Here is a 20,427-nt window from a genome sequence, read left to right as displayed (position 1 = left end):
AGCTAACGCTCGGCCTGTTGAGTGGTGAAAAGCTTGGGTGTACGCCGATCCATTGTAGGAGTGAGCCTGCTCGCGATGGCGGCCTGACAGCCGACCAATCTCTTCCAGATGTACCCAATCCAAACTGTGGGAGCCAGCCTGGCGGTCGACCAGAGTTTTGCGGATGCATCAGATCAAAGCTAGCAGACTCGCTCCGCTCGACAACTGCGACAGGGGTTACGGCGCGATGGGTATGTACCCCACGCATAAAACGCCTTGCATCGCCTGCACTCGCGGCGACCTCCCCGAAATAACAGACAGCGGTGTACAATCGCGTTCTTATACCCTCTGTTGATCATGCGAAGGATTTTCCGGATGTTGCCGCGCTTTCCTGCCGTCACCCGCTGCCTGACTCTTGCCGCCCTCTGCGTCGCGGGTCCCGTTGCAGCTTTGGAGCTGCCACTACCACCGCCTGGGGAAGACATCGTCGGCCAGGTACAAGTGATCAAGGCCAAGTACGAAGATACCTTCGCTGACCTTGGCACCACTTACGACCTGGGCTACACGGAGATGGTCGCGGCCAACCCTGGCGTCGATCCGTGGTTGCCGGGTGCCGGCACCGAAATCGTGTTGCCGACCCGTTTCATCCTGCCGCCAGGCCCGCGTGAAGGCATCGTCATCAACCTGGCCGAGTATCGCCTCTACTACTACCCGAAAGGCAAGAACACGGTATACACCTTCCCGCTGGGTATCGGCCGTGAAGGCTGGGGCTCGCCGATTGCCCACACCAGCATCATCGCCAAGACGCCGAACCCGACCTGGACGCCTCCAGCGTCGATCAAGGCCGAGCACGCCGCTGACGGTGATCCGTTGCCCAACGTGGTGCCAGCAGGTCCGGACAACCCGCTGGGGCCGTTCAAGTTCACTCTGGGTACGCCTGGCTACCTGATTCATGGTTCGAACAAGAAGTTCGGCATCGGCATGCGCACCAGCCACGGTTGCTTCCGCATGTTCAACAACAACGTGCTGGAAATGGCCGGCATGGTGCCAGTCGGGACGTCCGTACGCATTCTCAACGACTCGTACAAGTTCGGCGTGAGTGGCGGCAAGGTTTACCTGGAAGCGCATACGCCGCTGGACGACAAGGGCAACCCGTCGGTGGTCGACAAGCACACTGCCGTGATCAACGCGATGCTCAAGCGTGAAGACATCACCAACAACCTGCGCATGAACTGGGATGTGGTGCGTGATGTGGTCGCGGCCGAAGACGGTCTGCCGGTGGAAATCGGCGTACCGAGCGGTGCAGCGCCAATGGTGTCGAGCGCACCTCTCGACCCGCTGCAGTAAGGCTTTAAAGGACCCCGTCGGTGCTGATCGCATCGACGGGTTTTTTATTGCCTGCAACAAATGCCGGGCAATAAAAAAGCCGACCCAAAAATGGGTCGGCTTGATAACAATCCCGAAGGACTATTACTTGCGGCTAGCTTTTTCCAGCATGCGCAGAGCACGCTCGTTAGCTTCGTCAGCAGTCTGTTGTGCTTTTTGAGCAGCAGCCAGAGCTTCATCAGCTTTACGGTAAGCTTCGTCTGCACGAGCCTGGGAGCGAGCAGCTGCGTCTTCAGTAGCGGTCAGACGTGCTTCGGTTTCTTTCGATGCGCTGCTGCAACCGGTAGCCAGAACTGCGGCCAGAGCCAGAGCAGAGAATTTCAGAACGTTGTTCATCGTGTTCCCCTTCAAGGACTTTCTATTAAGTAGCTGTCTCCTCAGAGTGAGGAAATAGCCGGCGTACATACTACCCATAACTTGTAGTAAGTAAAACTGACGTGAAGCAAGAAGCAAAAAAAATTGTAGGCGTTGATTCTTTTTCGAGCAACTTTTAACTGCACTGTTTAAAAAATATCCAGCTGGGAGGCCCGAGATGAGCGAGCCGGATAAGAAAAGTTCCCTATGCCAACAGCTCTTTTTGCAGTCTTGGATAAAGTCTGGCTAGATGGATTCGTCTACACTTTTGTTCGGGTTTTGCGCGGCGCCTCTCAATATCTTTCTCCATGTTCAGGTGACTTTAACTACGGGCGCTCGTCTTAAGTCTCAACATCCGGCAATGTTCAGGCTATCGACCTTGGAAAACCTCCGGTCGAGCCGTTCCTGCGTATCCCGGAGCAGCACCCTCCAATCTGCACGATGACGAGCGCACCTTGAGCATTTCGGTCAATGGTGGCTACTATTTGTACGTGCTCGGTTGCGCGAGATCGGTGTAGCTCTTCTCGGTGTCCATTCAGGCACGGGGTGGCGTAGATGTTCCTTCGCCGGAAAAACATCGGTAAGGTAGGGGTCGGAATTCAAGACCCGCGAGGAGTAGTGATGAGCGAGGCGTTGTCCATCCACCATGACCAGGCTGGTCATCAGTTCGAGACCAATGTGGACGGTCATCGTGCCTACCTGACTTATATGGATCTGGGGAAACAGACCCTGGATATCTATCGCACCTTTGTGCCTAACGCCTTGCGCGGTCGTGGCATCGCCGCCGCGTTGACCGAGAAGGCGCTGCAGTACGCCGAGGAAATGGGCTACACCGTCATTCCATCGTGCTCCTACGTCGAGCGCTACATGGAGCGTCACCAGCGGCATGCGGCCAAGCTGAGCCAGTGACATTCAGCAAAACGAACACATAAAAAAACGCCGGGCATTGCCCGGCGTTTTTTTGTCTGCGGATTATCCACGCAGCATGGCGATCAGGTGCGATCGCGTTTCGGCAGTACGTCCTTGAGCTTGGCATGCATGCTGCGCAAGGTGTTCTCGGTCGCGGTCCAGTCGATGCAGGCATCGGTGATCGACACGCCGTATTGCAGGTCGGCGAGGTCTTTCGGGATGGCCTGGCAGCCCCAGTTCAGGTGGCTCTCGACCATCAGGCCGATGATCGACTGGTTGCCTTCGAGGATCTGGTTGGCGACGTTTTCCATCACCAGCGGTTGCAGGGCCGGGTCCTTGTTGGAGTTGGCGTGGCTGCAATCGACCATGATGTTCGGCTTGATCTTGGCCTTGTTCAGCGCCTGCTCGCACAGGGCGACGCTGACCGAATCGTAGTTCGGCTTGCCGTTGCCGCCGCGCAGTACGACGTGACCGTAGGCGTTGCCCTTGGTGGTCACGATCGACACGCCACCTTCCTGGTTGATCCCCAGGAAGCGGTGCGGGCTGGAAACCGATTGCAGGGCGTTGATCGCCACGGTCAGGCCGCCATCGGTGCCGTTCTTGAAGCCGACGGCCGAGGACAGGCCCGAAGCCATTTCACGGTGAGTCTGGGATTCGGTGGTGCGGGCGCCGATGGCCGACCAGCTGATCAGGTCCTGCAAGTATTGCGGGGAGATCGGGTCGAGGGCTTCGGTGGCGGTTGGCAGGCCCATTTCGGCCAGGTCCAGCAGCAGCTGACGGCCGATGTGCAGACCGTCCTGGATCTTGAACGAGTCGTCCAGGTACGGGTCGTTGATCAAGCCTTTCCAGCCGACGGTGGTGCGCGGCTTCTCGAAATACACGCGCATGACCAGATACAGGGTATCGGACACTTCCGCGGCGAGAGCCTTCAGACGCTCGGCGTATTCGTGGGCTGCCTTGATGTCGTGGATCGAGCAAGGCCCGATGACCACGAACAGACGGTGGTCGGTGCCATCCAGAATGTTGCGAATGACTTCGCGGCCCTTGGTGACGGTGCGCAGGGCGGCGTCGCTCAGGGGGATGTCACGCTTGAGCTGGTCGGGAGTGATCAGCGTCTCATTGGAGGCGACGTTTAGGTCGTTGATCGGTAAATCAGCCATCGTTTACTCGTCAGGTCACGGGTGCCGGCCGCCAGCGAACCCGCGCGGCGGAGCACAGCAAATTAAGCGCGTCGGGGAGCCGAACCTTAGCGCGTTACACCGTGGCTAGACAATGGGCTGGCCGCTGTTTAATCCACCACAGACTGGGCAAATGCCTTGCGAACCGTTTCGTGAGAGAACTCGTCGGCGTGCTCCTGAACCCATTCAAGGGCCAGCGCCTGAACTTCCTGCAAGTCATTATGGGCGTCGTGCTGGCGGCAATAACGCTCGATCTGGCACACCTGCTCGCCCATCCGGGCACTGAACAGCGTCTGCTCGTCGACGAAGGCAATGCCCACCAGATAGCCGCGTTTTCGTCGCAGACACCAGGCCACGTAGCCCAGAAAGCGCATGTCGGGGCTCAGCGTCGGCATGCGCACTTCCAGCGCCGTACCGTGGCGCCATGCGCGGTGATAATTGCAAGCCATGCCCCCGAGGCTGATAGTGTGCAGCTGGCGCCGCGAAATACACTCAGGTGTGAGCAGCGTTAATTCCACAGGCACATCGTCAGGATGAGGAATAAATCGTCCCATGAACACGGACTCCATGTGTCGGCCATCTGACATTGTTTCCCCCAGTATAGTGGTCGAATTGGAACTGACCGATTTCGACGCCGACCAACGGCTGCTGACGATGAATGGTGTGTCACTGGTTATTTTCACCAGTGTCGGCTGTTCCAGTTGCCGTTTTGCCCGTGAGCAATTGCCGGCACTCGATCTGGCCGTCGATCGACTGTGCTGGATCGATGCCGGGAACAATGGCGGGGTGGTCGAGCGTTATCAGGTCTTTCATTTGCCGGCGCTGTTTGTGGTGCGCGACGGTGAGTTCTTCGGGGCATTGCATTCGCGCCTGACCGGCACCGAGCTCAATCGGGCGATACGTCAGGCGCTGAGTCGAACAGCAGAGGAGTTGCCATGATGGGGGCAGTTGCCAAACCGACTATCGGGATTATCGGGACCGGTGCAATCGGCGGGTTCTACGGGGTGATGCTGGCGCGTGCCGGTTTCGATGTGCATTTTCTGTTGCGCAGCGAATTTTCTGCCGTGGTCGAACGCGGGCTGCAAGTCGACAGTGCGCCGCATGGCGCGTTGACGCTGAACCCGGTCCAGGCGTATTCGAATGCCGAAGACATGCCGCCCTGTGACTGGCTGCTGGTGGGCGCGAAAACCACCAGCAATGCGGATCTGGCACCGGCCATCCTGAAAGCCGCCGCGCCGAATGCCAAAGTGCTGCTGTTGCAAAACGGTCTGGACGTCGAGGACAGCCTGCGCGAGTTGCTTCCCGATTCACTGCATGTGCTCGGCGGGCTCTGCTATATCTGCGTCCATCGCGAAGGTCCTGGCGTGATCACCCATCAGGCCCTCGGCGCAGTGCATGTCGGCTACCACAGCGGTTCGGCAGCGGATGACGCGACGCGAACAGCGATTGTTGAGGAGGGCGTCGGACTGTTCCGCGCTGCGGGCATCGACTCTCAAGCCATGGCGAACCTGCATCAGGCACGCTGGCAAAAACTGGTCTGGAATATTCCCTATAACGGTCTGTCGGTGTTGCTGGGGGCGAGCACCACACCGCTGATGGCCGATGCCGACAGCCGCGAGCTGATCAAGGCGCTGATGGCCGAAGTGGTCCAGGGCGCCATCGCTTGCGGGCACGACGTTCCGCCAGGCTATGCCGACCACTTGTTTATGGTGACCGAAAAAATGCCCGACTATTGGCCGAGCATGTACCACGATTATCTGCACAAACGGCCGCTGGAACTGGACGCCATCTATGCCCGGCCACTGGCCGCCGCGAAAGCGGCAGGCTGCGAGTTGCCGCGTATCGAGGCCTTGTATCGCAGCCTGGGTTTTATCGATCGACGTAACCGGTAAGTAGATCCACTGGAGGGGGAAAGGCATGGCGAAGAACATCGACGACAAACTGGTGCTGGCGATTTCCTCGCGCGCTCTGTTCGATCTGAGCGAAAGTCATAAGGTCTACTTGTCGAGTGGCGTCGAGGCCTATCGGCAGTATCAGATCGAGCATGAGGACGAAATCCTCGAACCCGGCGATGCCTTCCCTTTGGTGCAGAAACTCCTGAATCTCAATGCCCACCTGGGACGCGCCCGGGTCGAAGTGATCCTGGTCTCGCGCAACAGCGCAGACACCGGTCTGCGGGTGTTCAATTCGATCGATCACTACGGGCTGGCGATTTCCCGTGCTGCGTTCGTCGGCGGACGCAGTCCTTATCCGTACCTCAAGGCCTTTGGTTGCGACCTGTTTCTGTCGACCCACGCCGAAGACGTGCGCAGTGCGCTGGACGCAGGCTTCGCTGCGGCGACCATTCTGTCGGGAGGCGCCAGCCGCGCCGCCAGTGATGAATTGCGCATCGCCTTCGACGGTGATGCGGTGCTGTTTTCCGACGAATCGGAGCGCGTGTACCAATCCGGTGGCCTGGAAGCGTTTCAGGCCAGCGAACGTGAAGCCGCCCGCGAACCGTTGCGTGGCGGGCCGTTCAAAGGTTTCCTCGCGGCGCTCAACCTGTTGCAGCGCGAGTTCCCGGATGGTGCCTGCCCGATCCGCACGGCGCTGGTGACGGCCCGTTCGGCGCCGGCCCACGAGCGCGTGATCCGCACCTTGCGTGAATGGGACATTCGCCTGGATGAATCGCTGTTCCTCGGCGGCCTGACCAAATCAGCGTTTCTCGAAGCCTTCGCCGCCGATGTGTTTTTCGATGACCAGGCTGGCCACTGCGAGTTGGCCCGCGAAGTCGTCGCCACCGGTCATGTGCCCCATGGCATAAGCAACGAGCAAAAGGTTTAAGCCCGCCGATCAACGTGTTGCGCCGGACGTCGTACTCGCCAAGGCACTGCTAAGCTGAATCAATCTCCGCCATGTTGGCAATCGAGGAGGTCATATGATTCGCTCGATGCTCTATGCCACTGACCTCGGCCTGTACGCACCTTTGGTGATGCAGCATGCCCTGGCATTGGCCCGGACATTCAATGCCGACCTGTACGTGGTGCATGCGGTGGAACCCATGGGGCTGTTCGCGGAATCGGTGCTGCAGAGTTATCTCGATGAGCAGGCGTTGAACGAGTTTCACAGTCAGGGACTGAACACGGTCATCGCCAATATCGAGCAGCGGGTACTCGACAGTTTTCGTGAAGAGCTGGGGGAAGAAGGGGAGTTGGACCTGGAGCGGATTCAGGCGGTGCGGGTGCTGCAAGGCGATCCGTCGCAGGTGATTCTCGACCAGGCGCAGAAACTCTCCGTGGATTTGTTGATCGTAGGTAGTCATAGCCATGGTGCTGGCGCGGAAACGCCTTTGGGCCGGACCGCAGCGCGGGTGTTGCAGTTGGCTCGGGTCCCGGTCTATCTGGTGCCGCTGGTGGAACGCCGTCGCCAAGGGGATCGCTAGAACACGAATAGTGGCACTTCGACAAAAAAGTTCTAGATTTATTCTTCAAACCATTAATATAGTTATATACCGTCGCTGATGCCCGTGGCGTCTATCTGCTTTGAGGGATTCATATGAAGCTTCAACAATTGCGCTACATCTGGGAAGTGGCGCACCACGACCTCAACGTTTCCGCTACAGCCCAAAGCCTTTACACCTCGCAACCGGGCATCAGCAAACAGATCCGTCTGCTGGAAGACGAACTGGGCGTCGAGGTCTTCGCCCGCAGCGGCAAGCACCTGACCCGCGTCACTCCCGCCGGCGAGCGCATCATCACCACCGCTGGCGAGATCCTGCGCAAGGTGGAAAGCATCAAGCAGATCGCCCAGGAATTCTCCAACGAGAAGAAAGGCACCCTGTCGATCGCCACCACCCACACCCAGGCGCGTTATGCGTTGCCGCCGGTGATCAGCAATTTCATCAAGCAGTACCCGGACGTTGCCCTGCACATGCACCAGGGGTCGCCAATGCAGATCGCCGAAATGGCCGCTGACGGTACCGTGGATTTCGCCATCGCCACCGAAGCGCTGGAGTTGTTCGGCGACCTGGTGATGATGCCGTGCTACCGCTGGAACCGCTGCGTGGTCGTGCCGCAGGGTCACCCCCTGACCAAGCTGTCGAAGTTGACCCTCGAAGCCCTGGCCGAATACCCGATCGTGACTTACGTGTTCGGTTTCACCGGCCGTTCGAAACTCGACGAAGCCTTCAGCCATCGCGGCCTGACGCCGAAAGTGGTGTTCACCGCCGCCGACGCCGACGTGATCAAGACTTATGTTCGCCTGGGCCTGGGCGTGGGTATCGTGGCGAAAATGGCCGTCGACACCAAGCTCGACAGCGACCTGGTAGTACTCGATGCCAGCGAATTGTTTGAATCCAGCGTGACCAAGATCGGCTTCCGTCGCGGCACATTCTTGCGTGGTTTCATGTGCGATTTCATCGAGAAGTTCGCCCCGCACCTGACCCGCGAAGTCATGGCCAAAGCCATCCAGTGCCACAACAAGCAGGAACTGGAAGAGCTGTTCGACGGCGTCGAACTGCCCGTCCATTAATCCTTTCTAGATGACCTCGGTGACAGCAAACTGTTGCCGAGCGCCCGCCACCAGAATCTCCACCTCATCGCCCTCGAACTTGCCCAGCAGGCTTTTGCCCAGCGGTGAACGCGGGGTGATGACGGTAATCATCTGCCCGACCAGATCGACTTTCAGGCCCGCTGCATCAGGTGCCAGAAACAGCCACTGTTCGCGACCCTTTTCGTCTTCCAGCCCCAGCAGTGCGCCGACTTCAATGCCACGTTGCTCGTCATATGGGCGCAGCGCCAGGTTCTGGCAAAGCGTCAGCGACTGGCGAATTTCCTCCACACGCCTGGCCTGCCCAGCGGCCAGATACGACGCTTCCAGACCCAGCGTGTCGTACTTGTTTTCGGCGATGTTTTCTTCGTGGGTCGCAGTTTCGTAAGCGGTCTGCGCGGCCCGTTCGGCGATGTCGAGGTCGACTCGCAGTTTGTCGAGAATCAGTTGGTGGACGGTTTGCTTATTCATGATCAATCGCAGAATTGCTGGACGTTGGCGCGACTTTTTTCGCTCGGGGCCGTCTGGTCCTGTTGTAGCCAGAACTGGCATTTGGCGTTCGACAGATTGCGGTTGCTGCTGCGCGCCTGATCGAGCCGTTGCGCCTGCTCGTTTTTGCGCAGGTTCTCTTCGTATTGCTCGAACAGAGGGCTTTGAGGCGGAATGTCCGGCGCCTGTTGAACCACCGGCGGCTTGGCCAGTTGCTGCACAGCTTGGGCCACGGGGGCCAGTTGTTCGCTGAAGAACAGGCGCGAGGCGAGCCAGCAGGTCAGTGCGATGGCAATGAACCCCAGCCACAAACCGAGGGCAATGCTGCCGGTCAGTTGCACGGCATTAAGCTGGATCGGCAACGGACGACGCGGGTTGGGACGGTAGGGCATGACTGCCTCCTGGCGGTAGGTCGCGGGCAAGTGGCGATTGTCGCACGAAGATTAATCGTCGTCGGCTCTTCTGCGCGGGGTAATTTATGCGGACAATCGCGGCTTTTGCCAACGGGAGCCTGGAATGCCTGAAATGCCTCAAATGAAAAAAAACAGGCGCTGGGACATTTTTTGCACCGTGGTCGACAACTACGGTGACATCGGCGTGACCTGGCGTCTGGCCCGGCAACTGGTGGCAGAGCATGGGTTGGCGGTGCGTTTGTGGGTCGATGATCTGCGCGCTTTCGAGCGCATGTGCCCGGAAATCGACATCCATGTTTCGCAGCAATGGCAGCAAGGTGTCGAGGTGCGACAGTGGCCGGCGCAGTGGCTGCCGACTGAAGCCGCGGATGTGGTGATCGCCGCGTTCGCCTGTCAGTTACCGAGCGCCTACATGGACGCCATGGCCGAACGGGAAAAACCGCCGCTGTGGATGAACCTCGATTACCTGAGCGCCGAGGACTGGGTGATCGGCTGCCACGGTCTGCCGTCGGTCAAGTACAAGCATGTGCAGAAGTTCTTCTTCTTTCCAGGGTTCCAGAAAGGCACGGGCGGCTTGTTGCGTGAAAGCGGTTTACTGGAACGTCGTCGACAGTTTCAGCAAAGTCCCGAGGCTCAGCGAGAATTCCTGCAAAGCCTGGGGATTGATCGAGCGCCAGGTACGCAGCTGATTTCGTTGTTTGCCTACGAAAATACCGGGCTGGCCAGTTGGCTGGACGAATTGGCGGGCGATTCGTCACCCACGCATCTGCTGGTCCCGGAAGGGCGGGTGCTCGGCGATGTCGAGCGCTGGCTCGGCGTGAGCGATCTGAAGGCCGGCGCGCTGCATGTGCGCGATGCCTTGACCGTGCAAGTGCTGCCGTTCGTCCGACAGGATCAGTATGACCTGTTGCTGTGGAGCTGTGATTTCAACGCGGTGCGCGGTGAAGATTCCTTCGTTCGCGCCCAATGGGCGGGCCGGCCGTTGCTCTGGCACATCTATCAGCAGGAAGAAGACGTCCATCTGGACAAGCTTGAAGCCTTCCTCGCGCTCTATGTGAAAGACCTTTCAGCGCCTGCCCGCGAGGCGATCAGCGGTCTTTGGCGGGCATGGAACGCCGGTGAAAAAATGACCGACCACTGGCAATCCACCCGTAAACACTGGCCAGAGCTGGAAAAACATGCCGAGACGTGGTGTCTGGAACAGGCCTTGCAGGCCGATCTTGCCACGGCGCTGGTACAGTTTTATGGAAATTGGATATGATACGCGGCCTAGATTTTTGTAAATCCCATCCAAATTCGGATATTCGCAATGAAAACTGGTAAAGAACTGAAACCCGGTACCGTGATCCGTCTCGAAAACGATCCTTGGCTGGTTCAGAAAGCTGAATTCACCAAGTCGGGTCGTAACAGCGCGATCATGAAGACCAAGCTGAAAAACCTGCTGACCGGTTACAAGACCGAGATCGTTTACAGCGCCGATGACAAACTGGACGACGTAATCCTCGACCGCAAAGAAGCGACCCTGTCCTTCATCAGCGGCGACACCTACACGTTCATGGACACCACCGACTACACCATGTACGAGCTGAACGCTGAAGACATCGAAGCCGTTCTGCCTTTCGTTGAAGAAGGCATGACCGATGTTTGCGAAGCGATCTTCTTCGAAGAGCGTCTGGTTTCCGTAGAGCTGCCGACCACCATCGTGCGTCAGGTTGACTACACCGAAGGTTCCGCTCGCGGTGACACTTCCGGCAAGGTAATGAAGCCTGCCAAACTGAAGAACGGCACCGAACTGTCGGTTGCTGACTTCATCGAAATCGGCGACATGATCGAGATCGATACCCGCGAAGGCGGTTCCTACAAAGGCCGTGCTAAATAAGCACAGCTTCAGGAATGAAAAAGCCCGACCATTGAGTCGGGCTTTTTTGTGCCTGAAAGATCAAAAGATCGCAGCCTCGCTTCGCTCGACAGCTCCTACAGGGAAAATGCAAAACCCATGTAGGAGCTGTCGAGTGAAACGAGGCTGCGATCTTCTGCTTTTAGCGTTATTTCAGGTGTTCCTTGAGCTCTTGGGAAGCCTGCAACATTGCCGACCGCACCGCTGGCACCTGGCTCACCACGTTGAGCAAACCGTAATCGTGGATCATGCCGTTGTAGCGAACCGAGGTTACCGGCACGCCGGCCTCATCGAGTTTGCGGGCGTAGGCTTCGCCTTCATCACGCAGTACGTCGGCGCCTGCGGTTTGCACCAGGGCTGGTGGCAAGCCCTTGAGTTGCGCCGGGGTTGCCCGCAACGGTGAGGCGTAGATCTCGTTACGTTGCTTGGCATCGGTGGTGTAGTTGTCCCAGAACCACTTCATCATGTTTCTGGTGAGGAAGTGCCCTTCGGCAAACTGGTTGTAGGAACCGGTATCGAAGTTGGCATCGGTCACCGGCCACAGCAGTACCTGGAACTTGATCGCCGGTGTGCCCTTGTCTTTGGCCATCAGTGCGACCACGGCCGCCATGTTGCCGCCGACGCTGTTGCCGGCCACGGCCAGGCGTTTGCCATCGACGTTGATCTCTTTACCGTGCTCGGCCACCCATTTGGTCGCGGCGTAAGCCTGGTTGATCGCCACCGGGTAATGCGCTTCCGGCGACGGTGTGTAATTGACGAAAACCGCTGCTGCACCCGAACCGACAACCATGTCACGAACCAGTCGTTCGTGGGTCGGGAAGTCCCCCAGTACCCAGCCACCACCGTGGAAGAACATGAACACCGGCAACTCGCCCTTGACCCCGGCGGGACGGACGATGGTCAAGCTCAGTGGTTGGCCATCGACCTGAATGGTCTTCTGGCTAACGTCGGCTTTCGGCAGCGTCAGTTTGACCCCGGCCTGCGCACCCACCAGTACGGCGCGGGCATCGGCAGGCGTCATCTGCTCCATCGGTTTGCCGGTGCCGGCATTCAGCACATCAAGGAATGCCTGGGTGTTGTGTTCAACGTCGCCGGCAAATGCGCTGTGTACGGACAGAGCGAGAAGGGTACCGGTCAAGACTTTGCTGAAAGTGTTCATGTTCATTTCCTGTTCGGGCCTGAGTGGATATCAATGGTTAGACGGTGACGTGCAAGCGCACTTCGACGTTGCCGCGGGTGGCGTTGGAGTACGGGCAGACCTGGTGGGCAGCGTCGACCAGGGTTTGTGCATCGGCTTGTTCAAGACCCGGCAGTTTGATGTGCAGGTCGATGTCCAGACCGAAACCGCCAGGGATTTGGCCGATGCCGACGTGTGCGGTGATCGATGCGTCGTTCGGGATGCTGCGCTTGGTCTGGCTGGCGACGAATTTCAGGGCGCCGATGAAGCAAGCCGAGTAGCCGGCTGCAAACAGTTGTTCAGGGTTGGTCGCCGCACCGCCAGCACCGCCGAGTTCTTTTGGGGTGGCGAGTTTGACGTCGAGAATGTTGTCACTGGAAATCGCACGACCGTCACGGCCACCGGTGGAAGTTGCGATCGCGGTGTAGAGAGTTTGCATGGTGAAAGCCTCGTTCGGGTTTGATTGATTTGCGCTAAATGTTTGCGCGCTAAGTAAGTGCGAGATGAATGTATCGCGCTAATGTTTAGTGCGCAATATAAATTTTTGAGAAAAATGTTATCCAACGGCGTCGTGGTGCACCGATTTTGAATGGAAGCTTTGATTTAGAGCTGCGGAGTGAGGGATAAGAAGGTCGAAAAAAATTTCGGGAAGGGCAATATTTCGGATAACAAAGTGATCATTGTGGGAGCGGGCTTGCCCGCGATAGCGTTCTGTCTGTCGACAACAATGTTGAATGACGTGCCGCAATCGCGGGCAAGCCCGCTCCCACTGGAATTGATGGCGTTCTTCAGATCAGGCTGTCTTGCAAGTGACGACGCAGCTCTTGCAGCTCCGCTTGCAGTTTCTGCAATCGCTCCAGGGTCATGCCGCTGGCGCCGAGGATGCACTGAGGAATGCCACGTGCCTTGTCGCGCAGGGCGCGACCTTTTTCGGTGAGTTCGATGATCACCACACGCTCGTCCTCACGGCTACGGGTGCGGCTGAGCACACCTTCGACTTCCAGGCGTTTGAGCAGCGGCGTGAGCGAGCCGGGATCGGTCAGCAGGCGAGCGCTGATTTCGCCTACGGTCAAACCGTCCTGTTCCCACAGCACCATCATCGCCAGGTATTGCGGATACGTCAGGCCCAACGCCTGCAACAAGGGTTTGTAGACCTTGGTCATCATCAGCGAAGTGGAGTGCAGGGCGAAGCAGGCCTGGTTGTCCAGCAGCAGGTCGTCGCAGTTGTCCGGGGTGTTGCGCTCGGTGGTCATTTCGAAGCCTTCGATCAGTGATCTTCATGAATCTAGCGGGCAAATCTTTAATGCGCCAGATAATTCTGGACTAGTGGTGGTGCAGATGGGTTTGCAGGACCAGATCCCACGGTGGAATTGGGCTGAAGCGGGTTTTCAGGTATTCCAGCAGCAGCCGACTGCGGGAACTGGGTTGCTGCTGTAGGCGCAAGGCATAGATGCCGGCGCTCTCTGGCTTGGGCAGGCCGTTTTCGCAGAACAGCGGCACCAGTTCACCGCGCAACAGGTACTCGCTGGCCAGCCACGTCGGCAAGTGCGCAATGCCCAGACCGGCCAGTGCGCCGCAGACCAGCGCTTCGGCGTTGTTGGCACTCATGCGCACGCGCGACGGGCGATACAACTGCATCTGGCCGTCCCGTTCGAAACGCCAGGCAAAGGGCGGGGCCAGGCCATCCCAGTCTAGGCCGTCGTGTTCAATCAGCTGCGCCGGGTCGGTTGGTATGCCACGGCGCTGCAAGTAGTCCGGGCTGGCGCAGGCGATGCGCACTATGCTCGCCAGCGGTGTGGCGACCAAACGGGTGTCGGCCATTTGCCCGGCGCGCAGCACCAGATCGACCTTGCCAAGGTTCAAGCCCTGCATGTCGACGAAACTATCGATCAGATGTAGCTGCACGTCGAGGCCGGGATACAACATCAGAAAATCGGCAATCACCGGGGCGAGATGCCGCCGGCCAAATGCGGCCGGAGCATCGATTCGAATCAGGCCTTCCGGCGCGCTGCTCAGCGACACCGCCTCTGCACGGGCCAAACGCAACTCCGCGACGATGCGCCGCGCGCGTTCGGCAAACGCCAGCCCCGCCGGTGTGGCGCGAACCGCGTGCGTACTGCGAATGAACAACTGACTACCGACCGCGCTTTCCAGGCTATCAATACGCCGGGCCACCGCTGAAGGGGTCATGGGATGACGACGTGACGCGGCGGAAAAGCTGCCGGTTTCCAGCACGTCGAGAAACAGGCCCAGTTGTTCGGTGAGTTGATTCGGGTTCATGGCGGTTCTGCGCTTATGCGAATTTGGCAAAGCCATTGTGCGTTGCTATGCGTTTCCGAGCCATAACCAACTGCGTAGGATAAACGGCATGATTTGAGAGGAAATCACTGTGATTGAGTTTTTGATGTATCTGGTCTTCGGCGCTGCGTTGGGCACGCTCGGTGGAATTTTCGGCATCGGCGGCGGCCTGATCGCCATTCCGCTGCTGGGCGTGTTGTGCGGCCTTGACCAGCAGATTGCCCAAGGCACGGCGCTGGTGATGGTAGTGCCGAACGTGATGCTGGCGCTGTGGCGCTATCACCAGCGCAACAAGATCGAGTTACGCCACGCGCTGCCGCTGGCCTCGATGGGTTTCTGCTTCGCCTGGATCGGTTCGATCTGGGCGGTGGGCATCGACGCGCAAACCATGCGCATCGGTTTTGTCGCGTTCCTTATCGCACTATCGGCCTACAACCTGGTGCGCATGTTCTTCGCCAGCGCACCGGCTTCTTCGCAGATGAATTACTCGTGGCCTTGGCTGGGTGTACTCGGAGCGGCGTCCGGCACCATGGGCGGATTGTTTGGTGTGGGCGGGGCGGTGGTGGCGACGCCGGTGTTGACCAGCCTGTTCGGCACCACTCAAGTGGTCGCCCAGGGCTTGTCGCTGGCGCTCGCGCTACCGAGCACAGGCGTCACGCTGGTGACATATGCCGTGCATCACCAGGTGAACTGGATGGTTGGCGTGCCGCTGGCGGTTGGCGGCCTGATGAGCATCAGTTGGGGCGTGAAGATCGCCCACGCTATGCCGGAACGCCTGCTGCGCGCGTTGTTCTGCGGTTTTCTGGTGCTCTGTGCGGTGATGCTCGCCTTTAAAGTTTGAAGCCTTCGATGATGTGTTCGGCCAGGCATTCGGTGATCGGCGACGGATTGTGCAGGTTGCGCACGAGCATGATGCTGGCTTCCGGTAGCAGCGGCAGATCTTCAGCTTCACCGAGGATGCGCATATCCGGGGTGATCAGGCTTTCCAGTTGTGCGGTGACGGCCAGACCGGCGCTGACCACCGCCATGATCGCCGACAGGCTGTCGCTGTTGTACGCCACGCGGTAATCGCGGCCCTGGGCATCGAGGGCGTTGCAGGCCCACAAGCGGCAGAAGCAATCACTGTTGAACATCGCCAGCGGCAGCGGTGTTTGCTCATGGGCGCTGTAGCATTGCGCTTCGGCCCAGACGAAACGCTCCTTGCGCAACAACTGGCCGATTTCGCTGCCCGGCTCGCGGGTGACGATGGACAGGTCCAGATCCTGTCGCATCAGCAATTGTTTTGATGATTCGCAATGCACTTCTATCTGGATCAGCGGGTAGGACTGGGCAAACCGTCGCAGAATCCCCGGCAGAAAACGCATCACGTAATCATCCGGCGTACCGATGCGCACGGTGCCGATCATGTCCGGTTCGCGCAGAGTGTTGAACACTTCGCTGTGCAACTTGAGGATGCGTCGTGCATAACCGAGCAGCACCTGGCCTTCAGCGGTGAGCCGCACGTGCCGCCCATCACGCTGGAACAACTGGCGCTGCAACACATCCTCTTCCAGCCGCTTCATCTGCATGCTGACGGCCGACTGGGTGCGATGCACCAATTCTCCAGCACGGGTAAAGCCACCTTGGTCGGCAATCGCGACAAAGGTGCGCAGCACTTCGGTATCGATCGTCGGGTAGCTCGACATACATCAATCTCCGAGATGGTTGCCATCAGAAACATTTGTTGGATTGATCTTAGACCCGGCGCGATATTGGAGCCATCCAAACGGAGGGCAACAAGATGAAAGGTCAACATGAGTTCCAAGGCGCAGAACACCATTCGGTTCACCTGATCTCCGATCTGCTGCACAAGATCAGCCGCTGGTACGAGTTGCATCGCGAGCGCGAACTGCTGGCAAGCTTGAGCGATGAAGCACTGAAGGACATCGGCATGAGTCGGGCGGATGTCGAGAACGAGTCGATCAAGCCGTTCTGGAGCGACCCGATGCATAAATGATCCATCAATAAATGATGAATACGACGCTACACAAACCACTTACCGGTGAGGTAGGTTGCGAGCAGACAAGGAGATGCTCATGCCCGCAACGTTGTCCTTTACCCTCAAACAGGCTCGGCGTCTGGCACTGGCCGCCCAAGGGTTCAACGGGCGCCAGTCGCCAGCGACGATCAAGGCATCCGGGCTCAACCGTCTGATCGAGCGGCTGGGTATCCTGCAAATCGATTCCGTCAACGCTGTGGTGCGCTCGCACTACCTTCCGCTGTTTTCCCGTCTGGGTTCCTATTCTTCTGACTTGCTCGACCAGGCTGCCTGGAGTTCGGGGCGTCGTCGCACGTTGTTTGAATACTGGGGCCACGAAGCTTCGTTGTTGCCCCTGTCGATGTATCCGCTGATGCACTGGCGCATGCGGCGCGCAACCCGTGGCGAAGATATCTATCAGCAACTCGCGCGTTTTGGTCGTGAGCAGCAGGACACGATTCGCCGGGTGCTGGCTGCGGTCGAGGAGCAGGGCGCGCTGGGCGCCGGCAGCCTGTCGACCCGTCAGGAACGGGCCGGGCCGTGGTGGGACTGGAGCGCGGAAAAACATGCACTGGAATGGTTGTTTGCCGCCGGAGAAGTGACGGTGGCCGGGCGGCGCGGGTTCGAGCGACTGTATGACTTGCCGGAGCGGGTGATTCCTTCAGCGATTCTGACGCAGCCCTTGCCCAATGAGGCTGAGGCCCAGCGCGGTCTGTTGATGCATGCCGCGACAGCGTTGGGCGTGGGCACCGAGAAGGACTTGCGCGACTATTTTCGCTTGAACCCTTCGGACAGTCGTCCGCGTCTGGCGGAACTAGTCGAGGCGGGCGAATTGGTCATTTGCGACGTTCAGGGCTGGAAACAACCCGCCTATTGTCTCCCTGAGCCGAAAGTGCCGCGCAAAGTCGAGGCCAGCGCGTTGCTATCACCGTTCGATTCGCTGATCTGGGAGCGCAGCCGCACCGAGCGACTGTTCGACTTTCGTTACCGGCTGGAGATTTACACGCCGCAGGACAAGCGGGTCTACGGCTATTACGTCTTGCCGTTTTTGCACAACGAACGGATTGCCGCACGTGTCGATCTGCGCGCCGAGCGGGCGGCGGGTCGGTTGGCGGTGCATGCGGTGCATGAGGAAGAGACGGGGCTGGATGACGAGGGGATGCTGGCGTTGGCGGTGAATCTGCGGCGGATGGCGGATTGGTTGGGGTTGGGGCAGGTTCAGTTGAACTGCCCGCGGGCGAGTGCGGATCGGTTGCGGGTGGCATTGGCACAGATTGAGGGTGATTGACCTGACGCCATCGCTGGCCAGCTCCCACAGTGGCCGCGTCGGACACAAATTATGTGTACGGCACAAATCCTGTGGGAGCTGGCTTGCCAGCGATAGTCATCACGCTATCTACCGCCGAACTTGTTTAAGTGTCTCGGCAATCAAAAACGCCAATTCCAGCGACTGATCGGCATTCATCCGCGGATCGCAATGGGTGTGATAACGATCCGACAAACCGTCTTCGGTAATCGGCCGCGCACCGCCGATGCACTCGGTGACGTTCTGTCCGGTCATCTCGATATGGATACCACCGGCATACGAGCCTTCCGCTTCGTGCACCTGGAAGAACTGCTTCACTTCGCCCAGGATCTGCGCAAAGTCGCGGGTCTTGTAGCCGCTGCTGGCCTTGATGGTGTTGCCGTGCATCGGGTCGGAACTCCACAGCACTTGCTTGCCTTCACGCTGCACCGCGCGAATCAACTGCGGCAAATGATCGCCGACCTTGTTCGCACCCATCCGCGCAATCAGGTTCAGGCGACCCGGATCGTTGTCCGGGTTGAGCGCGTCGATCAGGCGGATCAGGTCTTCAGGGTTCATGCTCGGGCCGACCTTGACCCCGATTGGATTGTTCACCCCGCGCAGGAACTCGACGTGAGCCCCGTCGAGCTGACGGGTGCGATCGCCGATCCACAGCATGTGGGCCGAGCAGTCATAGTAGTCGTTGGTCAGGCTGTCGCGCCGCACAAAGGCTTCTTCGTAGTTCAGCAGCAGCGCTTCGTGGGCGGTGAAGAAACTGGTTTCGCGCAGTTGCGGCGAGCTGTCCATGCCGCAGGCGCGCATGAAGGCCAGGGTTTCATCGATGCGATCGGCCAGGTGGCTGTATTTTTCCGCCAGCGCCGAGTTGGCGATGAAGTCCAGGTTCCACTTGTGCACCTGATGCAGGTCGGCAAACCCGCCCTGGGCGAAGGCGCGCAGCAGGTTCAGGGTCGCGGTGGACTGGTGATAGGACTGCAGCAGGCGTTCCGGGTCCGGCACGCGGCTTTTTTCGTCGAAACCGATGCCGTTGACGATATCGCCACGGTAGGCGGGCAGGGTCACGCCGTCGATGGTTTCGTCGTTGGCCGAGCGCGGCTTGGCGAACTGGCCGGCCATGCGCCCGACCTTGACCACCGGGCAACCGGCCGCGAAGGTCATGACAATCGCCATTTGCAGCAACACTTTGAAGGTGTCGCGGATTTTCGCGGCGGAGAACTCGGCGAAGCTTTCGGCGCAGTCGCCACCCTGCAACAGAAACGCGCGGCCCTGGGTCACTTCGGCAAACTGACGGCGCAACTCCCGGGCCTCACCGGCAAACACCAGCGGCGGATAGCTGGCCAGCGTTTGCTCGACCTGCTGCAAATGCGCGGCGTCGGGATATTGGGGTTGTTGCTGGATCGGCAAGGCGCGCCAGCTGTCAGGGCTCCAGGGTTGGCTCATCACGGTCTCTAATGTTTTACGCTCGGGCAGCCATGTTATCAGCAATTAGTGCGTGACCTGTTCCCGTCGCTTGGCCGACAATCGCGGTTTTGCCGCTGACAACCGGAAGACGAGATGACTGAGGAGCGCGTCGAGCATTTGCTCGCCGAGGTGCAGGACGAATTTGGCGTGATTCGCGTGCTGGAAGTGGCCGACTACCGTTTTCTCGAGTTCGGTGATGCTATCGAGCAAAGCTGTGTGTTCACGGCTGACCCGAGCTGGCTCGAATACGACTACACCCGGGCGATGCTGATCGGTGCGTTGTGCCATGAACAACCTGAAACCGCGCTTTTCCTTGGTCTCGGCGCCGGCACGCTGACCCAGGCCTGCCTCAAGTTCCTGCCGCTGGAAGATGTCGAAGCCATTGAGTTGCGCCCGGATGTGCCGCGCCTGGCTATCGAATATCTGGGTCTGGATGACGACCCTCGCCTGTATATCCGTGTGGGCGATGCGCTGGAACTGCTCGACACCGCCGAGCCTGCGGACCTGATTTTCGTCGACCTTTATACCGACGTCGGCCCGGGCGTCGGGCATCTGGCGTGGACCTTCCTGGAAAACTGCCAGAAACGCCTGAATCCGGGCGGCTGGCTGGTGATCAACCAATGGGCCACCGACGATGGCAAGCCGTTGGGCGCTGCGTTACTGCGTGGGCTTTACCATCGGCATTACTGGGAGCTGCCGGTGAAGGAGGGCAATGTGATTCTGATTGTGCCTTCGGAGCTGGATCAGGAACTGGATATGGAAGGGCTGACGGCCCGGGCTGAAGAGTTGGCGCTGCGGTTGGGGTATTCGTTGCAGGCATTGATCAAGGCGATTCGCCCGGCGACATAAGGAATACACCACACCTGTAGGAGCTGCCGAAGGCTGCGATCTTTTGATTTTGTTCTTCATGATCAAAAGATCGCAGCCTTCGGCAGCTCCTTGTATCTCGACTATCGCTCCATCAGGAGCGATAGTTCTCGACTGATCATCGAGGGAGGGATCTGGAAGCCGTGCAGCTCCTTAGGCTTTTTGCCTGTGA

24 protein-coding genes are annotated in these 20,427 nt (G+C 59.0%); 13 read left to right on the top strand and 11 right to left on the bottom strand.

Features of this window, described 5'->3' with window-relative positions; translation table 11 throughout:
* The first annotated feature begins 354 nt into the window (after positions 1–354).
* The gene (locus ACM110_RS25295; RefSeq protein ID WP_416129907.1) at positions 355–1,326 is read left to right on the top strand and encodes a L,D-transpeptidase family protein; all 972 of its coding nucleotides are present in this window, start codon (positions 355–357) and stop codon (positions 1,324–1,326) included.
* A 123-nt stretch (positions 1,327–1,449) separates the two neighbouring features.
* Here the strand turns inward: ACM110_RS25295 and oprI are convergent, their stop codons facing one another.
* Positions 1,450–1,701 carry an outer membrane lipoprotei OprI gene (gene oprI / locus ACM110_RS25290; protein ID WP_003183784.1) on the bottom strand — a complete coding sequence of 84 codons (252 nt, stop codon included), beginning with the start codon at positions 1,699–1,701 and terminating at the stop codon, positions 1,450–1,452.
* A 639-nt stretch (positions 1,702–2,340) separates the two neighbouring features.
* On the opposite strand from oprI, the gene ACM110_RS25285 reads away from it, so the two are divergent.
* Positions 2,341–2,628, top strand: a complete 288-nt coding sequence (locus tag ACM110_RS25285) for a GNAT family N-acetyltransferase (protein ID WP_416129906.1) — start codon at positions 2,341–2,343, stop codon at positions 2,626–2,628.
* Positions 2,629–2,711: 83 nt separating this feature from the next.
* Here ACM110_RS25285 and ACM110_RS25280 read toward each other — a convergent pair whose 3' ends face one another.
* On the bottom strand, positions 2,712–3,788 hold the full coding sequence (locus tag ACM110_RS25280; RefSeq protein WP_095634708.1) for a 3-deoxy-7-phosphoheptulonate synthase: 1,077 nt from the start codon (positions 3,786–3,788) through the stop codon (positions 2,712–2,714).
* A 128-nt stretch (positions 3,789–3,916) separates the two neighbouring features.
* Positions 3,917–4,360: a PilZ domain-containing protein gene (locus ACM110_RS25275; protein WP_416129905.1), complete on the bottom strand. Its 444-nt coding sequence runs from the start codon at positions 4,358–4,360 to the stop codon at positions 3,917–3,919.
* Between ACM110_RS25275 and ACM110_RS25270 the strand changes: the two genes are divergently transcribed.
* The 5 genes from ACM110_RS25270 (at position 4,359) to cysB (ending at position 8,315) form a co-directional block, all read left to right on the top strand.
* Positions 4,359–4,745 (top strand): thioredoxin family protein, encoded by a 387-nt coding sequence (locus ACM110_RS25270; RefSeq protein WP_416129904.1) that lies wholly within the window; start codon positions 4,359–4,361, stop codon positions 4,743–4,745. The genes ACM110_RS25275 and ACM110_RS25270 overlap by 2 nt on opposite strands.
* Positions 4,742–5,698: a putative 2-dehydropantoate 2-reductase gene (locus tag ACM110_RS25265; RefSeq protein WP_416129903.1), complete on the top strand. Its 957-nt coding sequence runs from the start codon at positions 4,742–4,744 to the stop codon at positions 5,696–5,698. Before ACM110_RS25270 ends, ACM110_RS25265 begins: the two co-directional genes overlap by 4 nt.
* A 25-nt stretch (positions 5,699–5,723) precedes the next feature.
* Positions 5,724–6,629, top strand: coding sequence for a 5'-nucleotidase (locus ACM110_RS25260; protein ID WP_416129902.1), 906 nt, complete (start codon positions 5,724–5,726; stop codon positions 6,627–6,629).
* Between the two features lie 94 nt (positions 6,630–6,723).
* Positions 6,724–7,227, top strand: coding sequence for a universal stress protein (locus ACM110_RS25255; RefSeq protein WP_416129901.1), 504 nt, complete (start codon positions 6,724–6,726; stop codon positions 7,225–7,227).
* A 113-nt stretch (positions 7,228–7,340) separates the two neighbouring features.
* A complete protein-coding gene (gene cysB / locus ACM110_RS25250) occupies positions 7,341–8,315 on the top strand; it encodes an HTH-type transcriptional regulator CysB (RefSeq protein WP_008049066.1) in 975 nt (324 codons plus the stop codon).
* A gap of 6 nt (positions 8,316–8,321) precedes the next feature.
* Here the strand turns inward: cysB and ACM110_RS25245 are convergent, their stop codons facing one another.
* Both ACM110_RS25245 and ACM110_RS25240 read right to left on the bottom strand, forming a co-directional pair.
* The gene (locus tag ACM110_RS25245) at positions 8,322–8,804 is read right to left on the bottom strand and encodes a GreA/GreB family elongation factor (RefSeq protein ID WP_416129900.1); all 483 of its coding nucleotides are present in this window, start codon (positions 8,802–8,804) and stop codon (positions 8,322–8,324) included.
* Between the two features lie 2 nt (positions 8,805–8,806).
* On the bottom strand, positions 8,807–9,214 hold the full coding sequence (locus tag ACM110_RS25240) for a hypothetical protein (protein WP_416129899.1): 408 nt from the start codon (positions 9,212–9,214) through the stop codon (positions 8,807–8,809).
* A gap of 124 nt (positions 9,215–9,338) precedes the next feature.
* Here ACM110_RS25240 and earP point away from each other — a divergent pair, with 124 nt between their 5' ends.
* The gene (earP, locus tag ACM110_RS25235; RefSeq protein ID WP_416129898.1) at positions 9,339–10,496 is read left to right on the top strand and encodes an elongation factor P maturation arginine rhamnosyltransferase EarP; all 1,158 of its coding nucleotides are present in this window, start codon (positions 9,339–9,341) and stop codon (positions 10,494–10,496) included.
* A gap of 48 nt (positions 10,497–10,544) precedes the next feature.
* Positions 10,545–11,114: an elongation factor P gene (locus ACM110_RS25230; protein ID WP_007943632.1), complete on the top strand. Its 570-nt coding sequence runs from the start codon at positions 10,545–10,547 to the stop codon at positions 11,112–11,114.
* Positions 11,115–11,280: 166 nt separating this feature from the next.
* Here the strand turns inward: ACM110_RS25230 and ACM110_RS25225 are convergent, their stop codons facing one another.
* From ACM110_RS25225 to ACM110_RS25210, 4 genes are all read right to left on the bottom strand, one after another.
* Entirely contained in the window at positions 11,281–12,291 is a 1,011-nt protein-coding gene (locus ACM110_RS25225; RefSeq protein ID WP_416129897.1) for an alpha/beta hydrolase fold domain-containing protein, read from the bottom strand.
* Between the two features lie 37 nt (positions 12,292–12,328).
* Positions 12,329–12,748, bottom strand: a complete 420-nt coding sequence (locus tag ACM110_RS25220; protein WP_416129896.1) for an organic hydroperoxide resistance protein — start codon at positions 12,746–12,748, stop codon at positions 12,329–12,331.
* Positions 12,749–13,097: 349 nt separating this feature from the next.
* Complete coding sequence (locus ACM110_RS25215; protein ID WP_416129895.1) at positions 13,098–13,562, bottom strand: MarR family winged helix-turn-helix transcriptional regulator; 465 nt, start codon at positions 13,560–13,562, stop codon at positions 13,098–13,100.
* A gap of 70 nt (positions 13,563–13,632) precedes the next feature.
* Complete coding sequence (locus tag ACM110_RS25210) at positions 13,633–14,589, bottom strand: LysR family transcriptional regulator (RefSeq protein WP_416129894.1); 957 nt, start codon at positions 14,587–14,589, stop codon at positions 13,633–13,635.
* A 109-nt stretch (positions 14,590–14,698) separates the two neighbouring features.
* On the opposite strand from ACM110_RS25210, the gene ACM110_RS25205 reads away from it, so the two are divergent.
* Positions 14,699–15,448, top strand: coding sequence for a sulfite exporter TauE/SafE family protein (locus ACM110_RS25205; protein ID WP_416129893.1), 750 nt, complete (start codon positions 14,699–14,701; stop codon positions 15,446–15,448).
* Here the strand turns inward: ACM110_RS25205 and ACM110_RS25200 are convergent.
* Positions 15,438–16,292 carry a LysR substrate-binding domain-containing protein gene (locus ACM110_RS25200; protein ID WP_416129892.1) on the bottom strand — a complete coding sequence of 285 codons (855 nt, stop codon included), beginning with the start codon at positions 16,290–16,292 and terminating at the stop codon, positions 15,438–15,440. The two genes, ACM110_RS25205 and ACM110_RS25200, sit on opposite strands and share 11 nt — an antisense overlap.
* A gap of 95 nt (positions 16,293–16,387) precedes the next feature.
* On the opposite strand from ACM110_RS25200, the gene ACM110_RS25195 reads away from it, so the two are divergent.
* Complete coding sequence (locus ACM110_RS25195) at positions 16,388–16,603, top strand: DUF1127 domain-containing protein (protein WP_416129891.1); 216 nt, start codon at positions 16,388–16,390, stop codon at positions 16,601–16,603.
* A gap of 79 nt (positions 16,604–16,682) precedes the next feature.
* Positions 16,683–17,912 carry a winged helix-turn-helix domain-containing protein gene (locus tag ACM110_RS25190; protein ID WP_416129890.1) on the top strand — a complete coding sequence of 410 codons (1,230 nt, stop codon included), beginning with the start codon at positions 16,683–16,685 and terminating at the stop codon, positions 17,910–17,912.
* A gap of 108 nt (positions 17,913–18,020) precedes the next feature.
* On the opposite strand, the gene ACM110_RS25185 is transcribed toward ACM110_RS25190, so the two are convergent.
* Positions 18,021–19,367, bottom strand: a complete 1,347-nt coding sequence (locus ACM110_RS25185; RefSeq protein WP_416129889.1) for a class II 3-deoxy-7-phosphoheptulonate synthase — start codon at positions 19,365–19,367, stop codon at positions 18,021–18,023.
* Positions 19,368–19,481: 114 nt separating this feature from the next.
* Here ACM110_RS25185 and ACM110_RS25180 point away from each other — a divergent pair, with 114 nt between their 5' ends.
* The gene (locus ACM110_RS25180) at positions 19,482–20,237 is read left to right on the top strand and encodes a spermidine synthase (protein ID WP_416129888.1); all 756 of its coding nucleotides are present in this window, start codon (positions 19,482–19,484) and stop codon (positions 20,235–20,237) included.
* Positions 20,238–20,427 lie beyond the last annotated feature (190 nt).

This window comes from Pseudomonas sp. NFX98, from assembly GCF_047784845.1.
Lineage (GTDB): Bacteria > Pseudomonadota > Gammaproteobacteria > Pseudomonadales > Pseudomonadaceae > Aquipseudomonas.
The sequence above is the reverse complement of the archived record's forward strand: the minus strand, read 5'-3'. Positions and strand labels throughout refer to the sequence as shown.

Excerpts from the sequence above, each read along its gene's own strand:
- ACM110_RS25185 (WP_416129889.1), bottom strand. The coding sequence starts at position 19,367 with ATGAGCCAACCCTGGAGCCCTGACAGCTGGCGCGCCTTGCCGATCCAG.
- earP (WP_416129898.1), top strand. The coding sequence starts at position 9,339 with ATGCCTGAAATGCCTCAAATGAAAAAAAACAGGCGCTGGGACATTTTT.
- ACM110_RS25190 (WP_416129890.1), top strand. The coding sequence starts at position 16,683 with ATGCCCGCAACGTTGTCCTTTACCCTCAAACAGGCTCGGCGTCTGGCA.
- ACM110_RS25255 (WP_416129901.1), top strand. The coding sequence starts at position 6,724 with ATGATTCGCTCGATGCTCTATGCCACTGACCTCGGCCTGTACGCACCT.
- ACM110_RS25220 (WP_416129896.1), bottom strand. The coding sequence starts at position 12,748 with ATGCAAACTCTCTACACCGCGATCGCAACTTCCACCGGTGGCCGTGAC.
- cysB (WP_008049066.1), top strand. The coding sequence starts at position 7,341 with ATGAAGCTTCAACAATTGCGCTACATCTGGGAAGTGGCGCACCACGAC.
- ACM110_RS25285 (WP_416129906.1), top strand. The coding sequence starts at position 2,341 with ATGAGCGAGGCGTTGTCCATCCACCATGACCAGGCTGGTCATCAGTTC.
- ACM110_RS25180 (WP_416129888.1), top strand. The coding sequence starts at position 19,482 with ATGACTGAGGAGCGCGTCGAGCATTTGCTCGCCGAGGTGCAGGACGAA.
- ACM110_RS25225 (WP_416129897.1), bottom strand. The coding sequence starts at position 12,291 with ATGAACACTTTCAGCAAAGTCTTGACCGGTACCCTTCTCGCTCTGTCC.
- ACM110_RS25295 (WP_416129907.1), top strand. The coding sequence starts at position 355 with ATGTTGCCGCGCTTTCCTGCCGTCACCCGCTGCCTGACTCTTGCCGCC.
- ACM110_RS25260 (WP_416129902.1), top strand. The coding sequence starts at position 5,724 with ATGGCGAAGAACATCGACGACAAACTGGTGCTGGCGATTTCCTCGCGC.
- ACM110_RS25200 (WP_416129892.1), bottom strand. The coding sequence starts at position 16,292 with ATGTCGAGCTACCCGACGATCGATACCGAAGTGCTGCGCACCTTTGTC.
- ACM110_RS25265 (WP_416129903.1), top strand. The coding sequence starts at position 4,742 with ATGATGGGGGCAGTTGCCAAACCGACTATCGGGATTATCGGGACCGGT.
- ACM110_RS25195 (WP_416129891.1), top strand. The coding sequence starts at position 16,388 with ATGAAAGGTCAACATGAGTTCCAAGGCGCAGAACACCATTCGGTTCAC.
- ACM110_RS25215 (WP_416129895.1), bottom strand. The coding sequence starts at position 13,562 with ATGACCACCGAGCGCAACACCCCGGACAACTGCGACGACCTGCTGCTG.
- ACM110_RS25245 (WP_416129900.1), bottom strand. The coding sequence starts at position 8,804 with ATGAATAAGCAAACCGTCCACCAACTGATTCTCGACAAACTGCGAGTC.
- oprI (WP_003183784.1), bottom strand. The coding sequence starts at position 1,701 with ATGAACAACGTTCTGAAATTCTCTGCTCTGGCTCTGGCCGCAGTTCTG.
- ACM110_RS25240 (WP_416129899.1), bottom strand. The coding sequence starts at position 9,214 with ATGCCCTACCGTCCCAACCCGCGTCGTCCGTTGCCGATCCAGCTTAAT.
- ACM110_RS25280 (WP_095634708.1), bottom strand. The coding sequence starts at position 3,788 with ATGGCTGATTTACCGATCAACGACCTAAACGTCGCCTCCAATGAGACG.
- ACM110_RS25230 (WP_007943632.1), top strand. The coding sequence starts at position 10,545 with ATGAAAACTGGTAAAGAACTGAAACCCGGTACCGTGATCCGTCTCGAA.
- ACM110_RS25270 (WP_416129904.1), top strand. The coding sequence starts at position 4,359 with ATGAACACGGACTCCATGTGTCGGCCATCTGACATTGTTTCCCCCAGT.
- ACM110_RS25275 (WP_416129905.1), bottom strand. The coding sequence starts at position 4,360 with ATGGGACGATTTATTCCTCATCCTGACGATGTGCCTGTGGAATTAACG.
- ACM110_RS25210 (WP_416129894.1), bottom strand. The coding sequence starts at position 14,589 with ATGAACCCGAATCAACTCACCGAACAACTGGGCCTGTTTCTCGACGTG.